Below are 14,122 nucleotides of genomic sequence, written 5' to 3' on the forward strand. Positions count from 1 at the left end.
CCGTAGGATGGACCGCATGGCGAAGACCGGTACGACGACCCAGGGGCTGCGTTCGGCGATCGAGCGCAGCGGCTACTACCCGGCCCTTGTGGCCGAGGCGGTGGAGGCCGCTGTCGGTGGCGAGCAGATTGCGTCGTATCTGGTGCACCAAGAGACCACGTTCGACGCCAACGAGGTGCGCCGCCATGTCACCGTCCTCGTTCTGACGGCCAACCGCTTCATCGTCAGCCACACCGACGAGCAGGCCGCCGACTCCAGCTCCCCGACGCCGTACGCCACCACCTCGACCGAATCGGTCAAGCTCGGCCGGATCTCGTCGGTCGTGCTCAGCCGCGTCGTCGCCAACCCGGAGTCGTACACCCCCGGCACCCTGCCCCGCGAGGTCGTCCTCACCATCGGCTGGGGCGCCGTCTCCCGCATCGACCTGGAGCCCGCGGCCTGCGGCGACCCCAACTGCGAGGCGGACCACGGCTACACCGGCAGCTCCACAGCGGACGACCTGAGCCTGCGCGTCAGCGAGGCCGGCGACGGCCCGGACGCGGTCCGGCAGACGCTCGCCTTCGCGCAGGCGCTCTCCGAAGCCACGGCAGCCACGCGCTGATGGCTCAGCCCGCAGTCTGGCCGGACGAGCCCGTCCCGCTCGCCCTCTCCACCGCGCCCGTCCCCGAGTACGGCACCGGATCGCTCGCCGATCTGCTCCCGACGCTCGCCGCCGGCCAGGGCGTACCGGGCCTGACGCAGAGCATCCCCGAGCTGACCCCCGCCGACCGGAACTGCGTCTTCCTGATCGACGGCCTCGGCTGGGAGCAGATCAAGAACCACCCCGAGGAGGCCCCGTACCTCACCTCGCTGCTCGCCACCTCGCGCGGCGGCACGGGGCGGCCCATAACCGCCGGTTTCCCGGCCACCACAGCCACCTCGCTGGCCTCCGTGGGCACCGGCCTGCCGCCCGGTGCCCACGGTCTGCCCGGCTACACCGCGCGCAATCCGGAGACCGGCGAGCTGATGAACCAGCTGCGCTGGAAGCCCTGGACGCCTCCGCACATCTGGCAGCCCTACCCCACGGTCTTCCAGCTCGCCGACGCGGCGGGTGTGCACACCGCGCAGGTGTCGTCGCCGACCTTCCAGCACACCCCGCTGACCAAGATCGCACTCAGCGGTGGCAGCTTCCTCGGCCGGCTCTCGGGCGAGGAACGTATGGACCTGGCGGCCGAGCAACTGGCGCTGGGGGACCGGTCGCTGGTCTACACGTACTACAGCGATGTGGACGGCAAGGGCCACCGCTTCGGTGTGGATTCCGACGCCTGGCGCGGCCAGCTGATGTACGTCGACCGGCTGGTGCAGCGCCTCGCCGAGCAACTCCCGCCCCGCGCCGCCCTGTACGTCACCGCCGACCACGGCATGATCGACATCCCCTTCGACGAGCAGTCGCGCATCGACTTCGACGAGGACTGGGAGCTGCGCGCCGGCGTCGCCCTGCTGGGCGGCGAGGGCCGCGCCCGCCACGTCTACGCCGTGCCGGGTGCCGCGTCCGATGTGCTCGCGGTCTGGCGCGAGGTCCTCGGCGAGCAGTTCTGGGTGGCGAGCCGGGATGAGGCGATCGCCGCGGGATGGTTCGGCGACCGGGTGGACGAGCGGGTGTACGCGCGGATCGGCGATGTCGTCGCCGCGGCCTGCGACGACGTGGTGATCACCGCCTCCGTCAATGAGCCGAACGAGTCGGCGATGGTCGGGATGCACGGCTCCATGACCCCCGTCGAGCAGCTCGTCCCGCTCTTCGAAGTACGCTCATAACAGCCTCCCTCGTCCAGACCCGAAAGGTCCTCAACTCCCCATGCCCGAGCTGGTGTTCTTCTCCGGAACCATGGACTGCGGAAAGAGCACCCTCGCTCTTCAGATCGAGCACAACCGGTCCGCGCGCGGCCTCCAGGGCATGATCTTCACCCGCGACGACCGCGCCGGTGAGGGCAAGCTGTCCTCCCGGCTCGGCCTGGTCACCGACGCGGTCGAGGCGGCGGAGGGCTTCGACTTCTACGCGTATCTCGTCGCCCATCTCTCCCAGGGCGGCCGCTGCGACTATGTGATCGCCGACGAGGCGCAGTTCCTTGCGCCCGAGCAGATCGACCAGCTCGCCCGTGTTGTCGACGACCTCGACCTGGACGTCTTCGCCTTCGGTATCACCACCGACTTCCGCTCCAAGCTCTTCCCCGGCTCGCAGCGGCTCGTCGAGCTCGCCGACCGGGTCGAGGTACTGCAGGTCGAGGCGCTGTGCTGGTGCGGTGCGCGGGCCACGCACAACGCCCGTACCGTCGGCGGGATCATGGTCCTCGAGGGCGCGCAGGTCGTCGTGGGCGACGTCGACCAGTCGCCGGACGAGATCGGCTACGAGGTGCTCTGCCGGCGCCACCACCGGCGGCGGATGACGGCGGCCACCGCTCGCGCGGCCGCTCTCTCCCCGGACGTCCTGCCCGTCGAGGTCAGCGAGAGGCCGTCCGTACGATCGTGAAGACCGCGCCCTCCGGGTCCGCGACGGTCGCGAGCCGGCCGCTGCTGCCGTCCCTCGGCGGCTGCAGCACATGCCCGCCGAGCTCCACCACCTGGCGTGCGGCCTCTTCGGTGTCCTCGACCTCGAAGTGGGTCATCCAGTGCGTGCCCCTGCGCGGAAGGGCCTGACCCACGCCGTGGAGGGCGGCCACCGGGCGCCCTGCCAGGTGCAGCGTCAGATAGTCGAAGTCGGCCGAGACGACCGCCTCCACCTCATAGCCGAAGACCGCCTCGTAGAACTTGCCGACGAACGACGTCTCCGGGGTCACCAGCTCGTTCCAGACGGGCGTGCCATGCGTGCCGTACACGGCGGTGCCGCGGTGGGCTGCCGTCTGCCAGATGCCGAAGACCGCGCCCCCGGGGTCGGTCGCGATGGCCAGCCGGCCCGCGGCGCCCGCGTCCAGCGGGCCTACACCGACCGTCCCGCCGCGGCTTCTGATCGTCTCGGCGGTCACATCCGCGTCGTCGGTCGCCAGATAGGGCGTCCAGGCGATCGGCAGTTGCCGGCTGCTCGGGATCCGGCCGATGCCTGCGACCTCCTTGCCGTCGATCAGCGCGCGGACGTACGGACCCAACTGCTGGGGGCCGGGGGAGAACTCCCAGCCGAACAGAGCTCCGTAGAAATCCTGCGTCGCGTCAAGGCCGTGCACCATCAAGCTCACCCAGCAGGGTGTGCCGGGTGTGTGCCGAGTCGCCTCGGTCATCGTCACTCTCTCCTCGGACCATCGTGGTGGCCGTGCGGGGGGACCGGGATCCGTTGTGCGGAATGGCTGTGCCCCGTGCAGATGCTTGCACCACAGGGCGGCCTGCGTGCCCCGGCCGCGCCGGATTTGGCGGGTTCCCGCCGGAGGATGCCCTTTTTGGCACGTCTCATCCGCTCCGGCGGCGTTACGGGCCGGCCGGTCACTGCGCGAGGATGGCTCTCATGAACCCCACCATCTCCGCCACGGAACTCGCGAGCGAGCTGACCGGATCCCGCCGTCCGGTTCTTCTGGACGTCCGCTGGCAGCTCGGCGGACCGCACGGGCGGCCCGCGTACGAGGCCGGGCACATCCCCGGAGCGGTCTTCGTCGACCTGGATGCGGAACTGGCCGGTCCGCCCGGTGCGGGAGGCCGCCACCCGCTGCCCGAGCCGGATGCCTTCGGCGCGGTGATGCGCCGCGCCGGAGTATCGCCCGGTTCGCCGGTGGTGGCGTACGACGGCGGCCAGGGCTGGGCGGCGGCCCGCGCCTGGTGGCTGCTGCGCTGGACGGGCCACGAGGATGTGCGGGTCCTGGACGGCGGCCTCGCCGCCTGGACCGGGCCGTTGGAGACCGGGATTCCCTCTCCCGAGGAGGGCACGTTCGCCCCGAAGCCGGGGGCGCTCCCGCTGCTGGACGCGGACGCCGCCGCGGCACACGCCCGCTCCGGCCTGCTGCTCGACGCGCGCGCGGCGGAGCGCTATCGCGGCGACGTGGAGCCGATCGACCGCATCGGCGGTCACATCCCGGGCGCGGTCTCGGCCCCGACAGCCGAGAACGTGGCCGCGGACGGTCGCTTCCTTCCGCCCGAGACTCTTGCTGCCCGCTTCTCCGCACTGGGAGCCTCCGCGCAGGGGGATCCGGTCGGCGTCTACTGCGGCTCGGGCGTTTCCGCCGCACATGAGGCCCTGGCCCTGGAGATCGCGGGCTTCGAGCCGGCCCTGTACGCAGGCTCCTGGTCCGAGTGGTCCAACGACCCCCACCGCCCCGTGGCGAAGGGCCCACAACCGGCCTGACGGGCCCGACGGGAGGGGTGAGGCCCGGCCGGGGGCACGCCGCACACCTGCTTCGGGGGCGGGCGGGTGGAAGGGACCCCTGAGCGCGCGCAAGAAGGGGTCCGGCACGGGATACCGTGCCGGACCCTCTGGGTAACCGGAGCCTCCGGGCAATGGGACGTGTGCCCGCTAGTCCTGCTTCTTGCGCCGGGTGCCGAAGACGATCTCGTCCCAGCTCGGTACCGCCGCCCGGCGGCCGGGGCGGACACCGTCCGCCTCCGCCTGGCGGTCCGTGGTGCCCGTCAGGCGGTCGCGGTGACCGGCCACCGAACGCGGCATCAGCACATCCGCGTACGCCGACCCCGCACCCGCCGAGGCCGCAGGGGCCACCGGCTCCTCCGCCTCGGGCTCCTGGACGGGCTCGGTGGCCGACGGCTCCGGTGGTGCCGGGCGCTCGGGGACGACCATGTCGCCGCGGAAACTCGGCACCGCTTCCAGCAGACTCGTCAGGGAGTCCCGCTCCCCGCCGCTCTCCTCCGGTTCGGCCGACGGCGCGGTCGGCCGCTCCAACTGCCGGTCGAGGGCGCGGTCCAGCGGCCTGTCACGCGGCAGCCGTGCGATGCGCGGTACGAACGGAAAGCTCGGCTCCTGCGTCGCCGCGATCGTGTCGTCGGTCTCGCCGATCAGCGCACGCGCCTCGTCGTCGACGGCCTGGACGAGCCGCCGCGGCGGGTCGTACGTCCAGCTCGCCGAGTGCGGCTCACCCGCCACCCGGTAGACCAGCAGCACCTCCCAGGTGCCGTCGTCGCGGCGCCAGGAGTCCCACAGCACGGTGTCCTTCTCGGCGCCGCGCAGCGTCAGCCGCTCCTGCACCGCCTCGCCGAGCTGAGGCCCGGTGTTCTCGCCGGGACGGCGTACGGGCGTCTTGCGGGCCCGCTCCGCCATGAAAGCGCGCTCCGCGAGCACAGGCCCCTCGAAGCGGCGCACCCGGTCGACCGGAATTCCGGCAAACTGGGCGACCTCTTCCGCGGAGGCGCCGGCACGTATACGGGCCTGGATGTCGCGGGGACGGAGATGGCTCTCCACCTCGATCTCGATCTGGCCGAGGCGGGCGCGGTCATTGCGTACGGCAGCGCGCAGCCGCTCATCGATCGGAAGCGTGTATTCCGTGCTGTCCGCAGCCTTGAGCACCAGTCGTGTGCCGTCGTTGGAGACGGCCACGACACGCAGTTCGGGCATGGGGACCTCCCGGGTGGTGCCTGCCGACGTCACGTGCGTCGCTGCTTCCGCTAGTCGAGTGTGGCCTGCCCGGGTGCAGCCTGCCACAACCTTGCCGAGTTGCCCGGCGTGTCGGGCACAGGCCCTGGAACGCCGTTATGGCACGGTTACCTGTTTGCGACTCTGAGTGACTGGCCTGTCACTCTCCGCATCGGGTACCCGTGCGGTGCCGCGGCGCCGCCGGATCGAGCGCCGCTTTCGGCCCCCTACCTGGGGTCCCACCACCCGAGAGGGAGGCCGGGCCCAGGGCTCGCCACAGTACTCCATTCGGGCCACGGGGGTGGACCGCCGCGCCGCCGAACTTCTCCAGGGGTGCGGGGGGTTGGGCCTCCGGGGCATGCGTGACCAGGTGTTCTGATTCACGGAATCTGCCCAAAGGGAACTATTCGCTTCGCTCAAATGTCCCTACTGGGTGCACGGCGGGTCAGATGGGCGAGCATGGGTGGAAAGATGGATCAGAAGCGTGGCAGCGCGACAAAGCAGAAGGAACTGAGCGAAGCAAAGGAAAAGAGCGGAAAGCGGCTGGATCTGAACCTCCCTCAGGTCGCGGGCAGTGCGCTGGCGGCGATCGCGGCGGCGGTGCCGGCAGGAATCCGGCCAGGGCCGGAGCCAGGACAACGACCAGACCCCCAACACCCGTACCGGCAAAGGCCGGTCCGCGGACCCCGGCTCCGGGCAGGGCGACGGCGGCACATCCGCAGCCCCCACGCCCGACCCTTCGAAGTCCAGCGGCGGCGACCCGACGCCGGCACCCACCCCGACGCCGTCCGGCTCCGTCGGCACGACCCCGGTCCCTCGGCCCGGCGCCGGAGCCGGTACGACGGCCGGACAGTGAACGGTCGTCAGTCGCCCAGCACCCGGCGGAGGTAGTCGTTGCCGAACAGCCGTTCCGGATCCAGCCGGTCCCGCAGTGCCGTGAACTCACCGAACCGCGGATACACCCCGGCGAAGTACTCCGCGTCCCGCGTGTGCACCTTGCCCCAGTGCGGCCGGCCGCCGTGCGAGGTCATGATCCTCTCCACCGCCGTGAAGTACGACCGGTACGGCGTGCCCCTGTAGAGGTGCACGGCGATGTACGCGGTCTCCCGGCCCGACGCCGTGGAGAGCGCGATGTCGTCCGCCGGGGCTGTACGCACCTCAACCGGGAAGCTCACACGCAGCGGTGAGCTCTCGATCATCGCCTTGACCTCGCGCAGCGCCCCGACCGCCGCCTCACGCGGAAGCGCGTACTCCATCTCCACGAACCGCACCCGGCGCGGAGAGGTGAAAACCTTGTACGGGATGTCCGTGTACGTACGGGCGGAGAGGGCGCGGCTGGAGATCTTGGCGATTGTCGGAATCGTCAAGGGCGCGGCCCGGCCGAGCGAACAGGCAAGCTGGAACACGCCGTTGGAGAGCAGCTCGTCCTCGATCCAGCCGCTGATCTGTCCGGGCGGAGCGGCGGGACCCGCGCTGCGGTTGTTGCGCTTGGTATTGCAGTTGCCAGTGTGCGGGAACCAGTAGAACTCGAAGTGCTCGTTCTCCGCGAAGAGCGCGTCGAATTCGGCCGTGACCTTGTCGAAGGTCATCGGTTCCTCACGAGCCGTCAGCAAGAAGACCGGCTCCACGGCGAAGGTGATCGCGGCGATGACGCCCAGTGCGCCGAGCCCGATCCGGGCCGCCGCGAAGATCTCCGGATTCTCCTTCTCGGAGCAGGTCAGCAGCGAGCCGTCCGCCGTGACCAGCTCAAGTGCCTTGATCTGCGCCGCGATCGAGGCCGATTCGCGGCCTGTGCCGTGCGTGCCGGTCGATGTCGCGCCCGCGACCGTCTGATCCATGATGTCGCCCATATTCGTGAGCGACAGGCCCTCGCGGGCGAGGGCCGCGTTCAGCCGCTTGAGCGGAGTGCCGGCCTCGACGGTCACGGTCATCGCCGTGCGGTCGATCTCCCGGATCCCGGTCAGCAGATCCGGCCGTATCAGCACCCCGTCGGTGGCGGCAGTGGCGGTGAAGGAGTGTCCCGTGCCGACGGCCTTCACCCTCAGCCCGTCCCCGGCCGCCTGACGGACGGCGTCGGCGAGCTCCCGGGCGGAGGCGGGCGAGACCTCCCGTACCGGACGGGCGGTGACATTCCCCGCCCAGTTACGCCACGTGCTGCGCCCCGTCCTCGTAATCCCGCTCACGCTGCCCCTCCCGCGTCGGCACCGGCTTGGCCAGCCGGCGGTACCCCAGGAACGCCACCACGGCCGCGATTGCTCCCGCCACGGCGGGCACCACGTAACCCGCGCCCGCCCCGGACGCGTCGACCGTCCAGCCTGCGGCCGACGAGCCGAGCGCCACACCGACCGCGAGCCCGGTACTGGTCCAGGTCATGCCCTCGGTCAGCTTGGTGCGCGGTACGTGCGCTTCGACGAGGGCCATCGTGGTCACCATCGTGGGTGCGATGGACAGGCCCGCGACAAAGAGCGCCACGGCCAGGAAGGGAAGGTTCCCGGCCAGTTGGAGGGGGATCATACTCACGGCCATCGCACACACTCCCACCAGCCACCTTCGGGAGGCCGGGCCCTGGAGGTGCAGCAGTCCGAACACAGCGCCGGCGAGGCAGGACCCGAGCGCGTACACCGCGAGGACCAGGCTCGCCGCGGCCTTGTGACCCTGCTCCTCGGCGAAGGCGACCGTGACGACGTCGACCGCGCCGAAGATCGCGCCGGTGGCGACGAAGGTGGCCACCAGGACCTGCAGTCCGGGGGAGCGGAGGGCGGAGCCGCCGGTGTGGTGGTCGCGCGGATGCGGCACAGGCTCGGTGGCGCGCTGAGCGGTCAGCCAGAAGACGCCGACGAGCAGGAACGCGGCGGCGAGCAGCGGGCCCGCCTCAGGGAACCAGGCGGTGGAGAGCCCGATGGAGATGATCGGTCCGATGATGAAGCAGATCTCGTCGACGATCGACTCCCACGAGTACGCGGTGTGCAGCGCACGCGGCAGCCCCCGGTAGATCTCGGCCCAGCGGGCCCGGATCATCGAGCCCACGCTCGGCACACAGCCGGCGGCCGCGGCGAAGACGAACAGCGTCCAGTCCGGGGCCTCTTGGTGGGCGCAGATCAGCAGACCGGTGACCGCCGCCACCGAGACGAGCGTGGCGGGGCGCAGCACGCGCGCCTGACCGTGCCGGTCGACGAGCCGGGAGATCTGCGGACCGACCGCCGCGGCCGACATCGCCAGGGTCGCGGAGAGCGCGCCCGCAAGCCCGTAACGCCCAGTGAGCTGCGAAACCATCGTCACAATCCCGATGGCCATCATCGACAGCGGCATACGACCGAAGAAGCCGGCGGCGGAGAACCCCTTGCTGCCGGGGGCGGCGAAGATGGCGCGGTACGGACTGGGCAAGGGGCGCTCCGGTAAGGCGTACGAGTGGCGTTCACAGATTACGTCCGTAGGGCGGTCCGGCGCACGGCGGTTTTTCCGCGGTCAGAGGCGGGTGGCAGGATCGGTCCCATGTCCGATCAGCGCGATCCAGCCCCTTACGACGCCCTGCTGCTCCTCTCCTTCGGCGGCCCAGAAGGCCCGGACGACGTCGTCCCGTTCCTGGAGAACGTGACGCGCGGCCGCGGCATCCCCAAGGAACGGCTCAAGGAGGTGGGTCAGCACTACTTCCTGTTCGGCGGGGTCAGCCCCATCAACGAACAGAACCGCGCTCTGCTGGACGCCCTGCGCAAGGACTTCGCCGAGCACGGCCTGGACCTGCCTGTGCACTGGGGCAACCGGAACTGGGCGCCGTATCTGACCGACACCCTGCGCGAGATGGTCGTGCAGGGCCACCGGCGCATCGCCGTACTCGCCACCAGTGCGTACGCCTCGTACTCGGGCTGCCGGCAGTACCGCGAGAACCTCGCGGACGCGCTGGCCACGCTGGAGGCGGAAGGCCTCGAGCTGCCGCGCGTGGACAAGCTGCGGCACTACTTCAACCACCCCGGTTTTGTACGGCCCATGATGGAAGGCGTCCTGGAGTCCCTCGCGGATCTCCCCGACGAGGTGCGGGCAGGCGCCCGGCTGGCCTTCACCACCCACTCCATCCCGATGTCCGCCGCCGACGCGTCGGGCACGGCGGAGGAGCACGGCGAGGGCGGTGCGTACGTACGACAGCACCTGGACGTGGCCCGGCTGATCGCGGACGCCGTGCGCGAGGAGACGGGTGTCGAGCACCCCTGGGAGCTCGTCTATCAGTCCCGCAGTGGCGCCCCGCACATCCCGTGGCTGGAGCCGGACATCGGCGAGCACCTGGAGGAGTTGCATGCCGCGGGCGCGCCTGCCGTGGTGATGGTGCCCATCGGCTTCGTCTCGGACCATATGGAGGTCCTCTACGACCTCGACACGGAGGCCACCGCCAAGGCCGCCGAGCTGGGTCTGCCCGTGCGGCGGGCGTCGACGGTGGGCGCCGACCCGCGCTTCGCCGCGGCCGTACGGGACCTGGTCCTGGAGCGTGCGGCGACCGAACGGGGCGTGCGCGCCGAACGGTGCGCGCTGGGAAGCCTCGGCCCCTCCCACGACCTCTGTCCGGTCGGCTGCTGTCCGGCCCGGACGCCGAAGCCCGCGGCCGCCGGTGCCGACAGCCCCTACGCGTAAGGAATACCTGTGACCGACCCCCTCCTGTCCGAACTTCTCGACCTGGCTCTCGAGGCCGCCCGCCGGGCCGGGGAGCTGCTGCGCGACGGCCGCCCCGCCGACCTGGGCGTCGCCGCGGTCAAGTCCAGCCCCATCGACATCGTCACCGAGATGGACATCGCGGCGGAGAAGCTCATCACGGGGTTCCTGGCCGATCGCCGCCCGGAAGACGGGATCCTCGGCGAGGAAGGCGCCTCCACCACCGGCACCAGCGGTGTGCGCTGGGTCATCGACCCGCTCGACGGCACTGTCAACTACCTCTACGGGCTGCCGACCTGGGCGGTCTCCATCGGTGTCGAGCGCGAGGGCGAGACGGTCGTCGCGGTCGTCGAGGCCCCGATGCGCCGCGAGACCTACCGTGCGGTGCTCGGCGGCGGCGCGTACGCCAACGACAGGCCCCTGCGCTGCCGTCCCGCGCCTCCGCTGGACCAGGCCCTGGTCTCCACCGGCTTCAACTACGTCGCGACCGTACGCACCCACCAGGCGGACGTCGCCCGGCAGCTCATCCCGCGACTGCGCGACATCCGCCGCAGCGGCTCCGCGGCAGTCGACCTCTGTGACGTCGCCGCCGGCCGCCTGGACGGCTACTACGAGCGCGGCCTCAGCCCCTGGGACCTGTCGGCGGGCGACCTGATCGCGCGCGAGGCGGGGGCGCTGACCGGTGGCAGGCCGGGCGATACGGCGAACGGCGATCTGGCGGTCGCGGCGAGCCCTGGCGTATTCGAGCCGCTGCAGTCCCTGCTGGAGGAGTTCGGCGCCTGGCACGACTAGATCGGCCCGGCACCGCGCACAAGTGGGCCCCGACACCGTCCTGCGGCGTCGGGGCCCACTTGTATCGGAGGTTGTACGGCTCGCGTCAGGCGGCGCTGACCTCCACGCCGTGCTCTGCCGCCAGGCGGCGCAGGTCGTCCAGCTCTGCCTGCTCGACATCCGCGAGGAAGTCGTCGCCCGTCTCACGAGCCAGCGTGAGGTCGGTCTCGGCGGCCTTTATGCGCTGCAGCAATCCTGTGGTGAATGCGTCCATGGTGCGCCCCCTCGTCGTGGGTCGGTGGCACGGGGGTGTGCCGACGGTGGGTGGATCAACCCGGAAACAGGTCGTGATATGCCACAAACAGGGCGTGATCTCTGGGTGTGCAGTCGTCCTCCCCCGGCCTTCCCTCAGAGAAACCTCAACTGGCCGGGGAATCCGGTGAATTCCTGGGGCCGGTGATCCCCGCGATCCGCCTTACAGCCGGTTTACGCGCGTAACGGGCAGGATGGAGGCGCACAGTCAGTGCTCACACACCTGCCCTGATCAACGCTTGACGGGCACAGAGGAAGGACAGCGACGTGCGCGTACTCGTCGTCGAGGACGAGCAGCTGCTCGCCGATGCGGTGGCCACCGGACTGCGCCGGGAGGCCATGGCGGTCGACGTCGTGTACGACGGCGCTTCCGCTCTGGAACGTATCGGGGTCAATGACTACGACGTGGTCGTGCTGGACCGTGACCTTCCTCTGGTCCACGGCGACGATGTCTGCCGCAAGATCGTCGAGCTGGGCATGCCCACCCGGGTGCTGATGCTGACCGCCTCCGGAGACGTCAGCGACCGCGTCGAAGGGCTCGAGCTGGGCGCGGACGACTACCTTCCCAAGCCCTTCGCCTTCAGCGAGCTCACCGCCCGGGTGCGGGCGCTCGGCCGCCGTACGACCGTGCCGCTGCCGCCCGTCCTCGAGCGCGCCGGCATCAAGCTCGACCCCAACCGCCGCGAGGTCTTCCGCGACGGCAAGGAGATCCAGCTCGCGCCCAAGGAGTTCGCGGTGCTGGAGGTGCTGATGCGCAGCGAGGGCGCGGTCGTGTCGGCCGAGCAGCTCCTCGAGAAGGCGTGGGACGAGAACACCGACCCGTTCACCAATGTTGTCCGCGTGACGGTGATGACTCTGCGCCGCAAGCTCGGCGAGCCGCCAGTGATCGTCACCGTGCCCGGCTCCGGCTACCGGATCTGACTCATGGCCACTGCCCCGGCGCCACCGCAAGCGCCTCCGAAGCCGACGTGGGATCCGCGCGATCCCGTACGCCCCTGGCTGCGTCCGACGATCCGGATACGGCTGACCCTGCTGTACGGAGGCATGTTCCTGATCGCGGGCATCCTGCTGCTCTCGATCATCTATCTGCTCGCAGCGCAGGCCATCCACCAGGGCAGTGAGCTGGTCCTGAAGGTCACGGGTGTGAACGTGAACCTCGACAGCCCCACCTGCCCGGAGCTCAACGGCGCGATCAACAACGAACAGCTCAACGCGGCGCTCAAGACGTGCATGTCCGTGCAGCGCCAGCACGCCCTGGACGATCTCCTGCGCCGCTCGCTCTTCGCACTGCTCGGCCTCAGCATCATCGCGTTCGCCTTCGGTTACGCGATGGCGGGACGCGTCCTCTCGCCGCTCGGAAAGATCACCCGCACCGCCCGTCAGGTGGCCGGCTCCGATCTCTCCCGGCGGATCGAGCTGGACGGTCCCGACGACGAGCTCAAGGAGCTCGCGGACACCTTCGACGAGATGCTGGACCGTCTGGAGCGGGCCTTCACCGCTCAGCAGCGGTTCGTGGCGAACGCCTCGCACGAGCTGCGTACGCCGCTGGCGATCAACCGCACGCTGCTGGAGGTCCATCTCTCCGACCCCGGGGTGCCCGCGGAGCTCCAGCAGCTCGGCAAGACGCTCCTGACCACCAATGAACGCAGCGAGCAGCTGGTCGAAGGCCTGCTGCTGCTGGCGCGCAGCGACAACCAGATCGTCGAGCGGAAACCGGTGGACCTCGCCGAGGTCGCCACGCGTGCCGTCGACCAGACCCGGGCCGAGGCAGAGGCGAGCGGCGTGGAGATCCGCGGTGAGCGCGCGCTCGCCGTCGTGCAGGGCAATGGCGTCCTGCTGGAACGGATCGCCCTGAACCTGGTGCAGAACGGCGTGCGGTACAACATCCCGGAAGGCGGGTGGGTGGATGTCGCCACCGAGGTCCGGCAGGGCGAGGCGGTCCTGGTGGTATCGAACACGGGACCGGTGGTTCCCGCCTACGAGATCGACAATCTCTTCGAGCCATTCCGGCGGCTGCGGCAGGAGCGGACCGGCAGCGACAAGGGTGTCGGACTGGGGCTTTCGATCGCCCGCTCGGTCGCCCGGGCCCACGGAGGCCGTATCATCGCGGAGCCTCGTGAGGGCGGTGGTCTCGTGATGCGTGTCACCCTCCCGGTCTGAGATGCTGATCGACGCGAATCGTTTCTCTCGCTGCGTTCGCTTTACGCTGAATTTTCGGGACCCGTGCCCGAGGGGTCGGTGTGCGATCGATCACAGAGGCGAATTTCAGGCCATCTACTCTCCGTGATCAAGACTCTTGCCGGAAAGCCGGGAAAAGTCCGGGTTTCCGGGGGGTGAGATCACGGGAAGTACACGGGGTGGCGCCCGTGCAGTGCGACATTCGGACCGTGTACGGTCCCGATCGCCACCCAACCCCAGCACTCTTGAGGGATCCGGTTGGGTGTCGATTGAGTAACAGACCTTGATGTGAGGCAAAATCTCCGCCTCAGGTCGGGCACAAGTCCGGCCTCTCGCGCGTTACGTGCGCTGAGACACCGAAGACACCCAGAGGGGGAGAGGCACACATGGCAACGGACTACGACACCCCACGCAAGACCGATGACGACGTCGACTCGGACAGCCTTGAGGAACTGAAGGCCCGCCGGAACGACAAGACGACCTCGGCCGTCGACGTTGACGAGTTCGAGCAGGCTGAAGGCCTGGAGCTGCCCGGAGCGGACCTTTCCAACGAGGAACTGTCCGTCCGCGTGCTGCCCCGGCAGGCCGACGAGTTCACCTGCATGAGCTGCTTCCTCGTGCACCACCGGAGCCAGCTGGCGCGCGAGAAGAACGGTCAGCCGATCTGCCGCGACTGCGACTGAGGTC

General features: G+C 70.2%; 14 protein-coding genes. 9 read left to right on the forward strand and 5 right to left on the reverse strand.

All coding sequences use genetic code 11. From position 1 onward, the window contains the following. Window positions 1-7 precede the first annotated feature (7 nt). Genes OG966_RS30115 through OG966_RS30125 form a run of 3 tightly spaced genes read left to right on the forward strand, consistent with a single transcriptional unit; the run spans window position 8 to window position 2,506 of the window. Window positions 8-601 (forward strand): DUF5998 family protein, encoded by a 594-nt coding sequence (locus OG966_RS30115; RefSeq protein WP_326653089.1) that lies wholly within the window; start codon window positions 8-10, stop codon window positions 599-601. After that, window positions 601-1,794, forward strand: coding sequence for an alkaline phosphatase family protein (locus OG966_RS30120; RefSeq protein ID WP_326653090.1), 1,194 nt, complete (start codon window positions 601-603; stop codon window positions 1,792-1,794). Before OG966_RS30115 ends, OG966_RS30120 begins: the two co-directional genes overlap by 1 nt. A 40-nt stretch (window positions 1,795-1,834) precedes the next feature. Further along, complete coding sequence (locus tag OG966_RS30125; protein WP_326653091.1) at window positions 1,835-2,506, forward strand: thymidine kinase; 672 nt, start codon at window positions 1,835-1,837, stop codon at window positions 2,504-2,506. On the opposite strand, the gene OG966_RS30130 is transcribed toward OG966_RS30125, so the two are convergent. Continuing rightward, window positions 2,478-3,248 (reverse strand): VOC family protein, encoded by a 771-nt coding sequence (locus OG966_RS30130; RefSeq protein WP_326653092.1) that lies wholly within the window; start codon window positions 3,246-3,248, stop codon window positions 2,478-2,480. The two genes, OG966_RS30125 and OG966_RS30130, sit on opposite strands and share 29 nt — an antisense overlap. A 221-nt stretch (window positions 3,249-3,469) precedes the next feature. On the opposite strand from OG966_RS30130, the gene OG966_RS30135 reads away from it, so the two are divergent. Beyond that, window positions 3,470-4,300: a sulfurtransferase gene (locus tag OG966_RS30135; protein WP_326653094.1), complete on the forward strand. Its 831-nt coding sequence runs from the start codon at window positions 3,470-3,472 to the stop codon at window positions 4,298-4,300. 168 nt (window positions 4,301-4,468) lie between these two features. Here OG966_RS30135 and sepH read toward each other — a convergent pair whose 3' ends face one another. From sepH to OG966_RS30150, 3 genes are all read right to left on the reverse strand, one after another. After that, window positions 4,469-5,518, reverse strand: coding sequence for a septation protein SepH (gene sepH, locus OG966_RS30140; RefSeq protein ID WP_326653095.1), 1,050 nt, complete (start codon window positions 5,516-5,518; stop codon window positions 4,469-4,471). 881 nt (window positions 5,519-6,399) lie between these two features. Then, complete coding sequence (locus OG966_RS30145; protein ID WP_326653096.1) at window positions 6,400-7,719, reverse strand: D-arabinono-1,4-lactone oxidase; 1,320 nt, start codon at window positions 7,717-7,719, stop codon at window positions 6,400-6,402. Further along, complete coding sequence (locus OG966_RS30150; RefSeq protein ID WP_326653097.1) at window positions 7,679-8,920, reverse strand: MFS transporter; 1,242 nt, start codon at window positions 8,918-8,920, stop codon at window positions 7,679-7,681. The genes OG966_RS30145 and OG966_RS30150 overlap by 41 nt, the downstream gene beginning before the upstream one ends. Window positions 8,921-9,028: 108 nt before the next feature. Here OG966_RS30150 and OG966_RS30155 point away from each other — a divergent pair, with 108 nt between their 5' ends. Both OG966_RS30155 and OG966_RS30160 read left to right on the forward strand, forming a co-directional pair. Then, on the forward strand, window positions 9,029-10,156 hold the full coding sequence (locus OG966_RS30155) for a ferrochelatase (protein ID WP_326653099.1): 1,128 nt from the start codon (window positions 9,029-9,031) through the stop codon (window positions 10,154-10,156). Between the two features lie 9 nt (window positions 10,157-10,165). Further along, complete coding sequence (locus OG966_RS30160; protein ID WP_326653100.1) at window positions 10,166-10,966, forward strand: inositol monophosphatase family protein; 801 nt, start codon at window positions 10,166-10,168, stop codon at window positions 10,964-10,966. 85 nt (window positions 10,967-11,051) lie between these two features. Here OG966_RS30160 and OG966_RS30165 read toward each other — a convergent pair whose 3' ends face one another. Beyond that, the gene (locus tag OG966_RS30165; protein ID WP_326653102.1) at window positions 11,052-11,219 is read right to left on the reverse strand and encodes a hypothetical protein; all 168 of its coding nucleotides are present in this window, start codon (window positions 11,217-11,219) and stop codon (window positions 11,052-11,054) included. Window positions 11,220-11,524: 305 nt separating this feature from the next. Between OG966_RS30165 and OG966_RS30170 the strand changes: the two genes are divergently transcribed. The 3 genes from OG966_RS30170 to OG966_RS30180 all read left to right on the forward strand — a co-directional run bounded on the left by OG966_RS30170 (window position 11,525) and on the right by OG966_RS30180 (window position 14,118). Beyond that, window positions 11,525-12,178 carry a response regulator transcription factor gene (locus OG966_RS30170; RefSeq protein WP_326653103.1) on the forward strand — a complete coding sequence of 218 codons (654 nt, stop codon included), beginning with the start codon at window positions 11,525-11,527 and terminating at the stop codon, window positions 12,176-12,178. A gap of 3 nt (window positions 12,179-12,181) precedes the next feature. Next, on the forward strand, window positions 12,182-13,417 hold the full coding sequence (locus OG966_RS30175; RefSeq protein WP_326653105.1) for a sensor histidine kinase: 1,236 nt from the start codon (window positions 12,182-12,184) through the stop codon (window positions 13,415-13,417). A 404-nt stretch (window positions 13,418-13,821) separates the two neighbouring features. Further along, window positions 13,822-14,118: a DUF4193 domain-containing protein gene (locus tag OG966_RS30180; RefSeq protein WP_108153055.1), complete on the forward strand. Its 297-nt coding sequence runs from the start codon at window positions 13,822-13,824 to the stop codon at window positions 14,116-14,118. Window positions 14,119-14,122 lie beyond the last annotated feature (4 nt).

Source organism: Streptomyces sp. NBC_01750 (assembly GCF_035918095.1).
In the GTDB taxonomy this organism is placed as follows: Bacteria; Actinomycetota; Actinomycetes; order Streptomycetales; family Streptomycetaceae; genus Streptomyces.